Consider the following 1,100-nt stretch of genomic DNA (forward strand, 5'->3'; position numbering starts at 1 on the left):
TGGGATAATGCGGCTATGGAATCGTTTTTTAGTCGACTCAAAGTTGAGTTGGTTTATGCGGAGCGGTTTCAAACACTTGATCAGGCCCGATCCAGTATCTTCGAGTACATCGAAATGTTCTATAACAGAACTCGACGTCACTCAGCACTGGGTTATCTTAGCCCTGCTAAGTTTGAAGAAGTAAATCAACAATAGGTGTCCACTTTTAGTGGGTAACACCAGCGTCAATGTGGCAATTTTTAAACTAGGAGTATTTATGGATTTCGATTCACTGGCATATCCAGAGGTGGTTTTCATTGAAGGGCAAGAATATAAAGCTCAACGTAATATGTCTAAAGGGCAGGTTTTGGTACCTTATACTGAGACTCCTGATGTAGGGATAGGCGATGTAATTACGCAAAAATCCGGTAAACGTGAAATCCATTTGAAAGTCCTAGACGTTCAATTTTTAGAGGGTGGCACGTTAAATGTCGGTACTAATCATCCTCATATGTTGACCTTACATGTGGAAAACTCGACTTCTCAACCACACAAAACAAGCTCCTCTAGCAATACAACTTTTAATATTGGTAGTATCTCAGGCGAGCAGCTTCAAGTTGGTAACAATAACACTCAATCAGTTACTATCAATGTCCAAAAGTTGGTCGAAGAAGTCGCAAAAAGTAACGATCCTGAAGCAAAAAGTTTACTTAAACAATTGTTAGAAAACAGCACTGTTGGAAGCGTTATTGGAGCAGGAGCTTCGGCATTGATTAGCATGCTTTGAGTTGACGCTTAACAATCTGTTTAAGAGTGATTCGCAACGCGTGGCATTTTTACTATGCGTTGGCTTATGTGTTTAAGGTGGTATGCGGCGGCTTTGGTATTGCGTTGATCACACCTTAACAGGGCGTTATACCGAGGAGTTACCCACGAATTGTGGACACCCCGCTAAGTTAGATTACAGTCTAACTGGGAGGTGTATCATGAGCCGATATAGAAACCCTGCTTATACCGAAGAGTTCCGAAAAGAAGCTGTTCGTCTGGCAGGCTTACCAGACCACAAAGCTTCTGCTGTTGCTGAACAGCTCGGTATCAGCGTACAGCAGATCTACAATTGG

At 42.3% G+C, this 1,100-nt stretch carries 3 protein-coding genes; all 3 read left to right on the top strand.

The window, feature by feature from the left end:
• Window positions 1-195, top strand: a 195-nt coding sequence (locus tag ACNRUY_RS26580) for an IS3 family transposase (RefSeq protein ID WP_488113191.1), incomplete at its 5' end; no start/stop codon positions are given.
• Window positions 196-256: 61 nt separating this feature from the next.
• Window positions 257-766, top strand: a complete 510-nt coding sequence (locus ACNRUY_RS26585; protein WP_488114678.1) for a hypothetical protein — start codon at window positions 257-259, stop codon at window positions 764-766.
• A gap of 199 nt (window positions 767-965) precedes the next feature.
• On the top strand, window positions 966-1,100 hold a 135-nt coding region (locus ACNRUY_RS26590), incomplete at its 3' end, for a transposase (protein ID WP_488112090.1).

It is taken from the genome of Endozoicomonas sp. Z74 (assembly GCF_057680865.1).

Excerpts from the sequence above, each read along its gene's own strand:
- ACNRUY_RS26585 (WP_488114678.1), top strand. The coding sequence starts at position 257 with ATGGATTTCGATTCACTGGCATATCCAGAGGTGGTTTTCATTGAAGGG.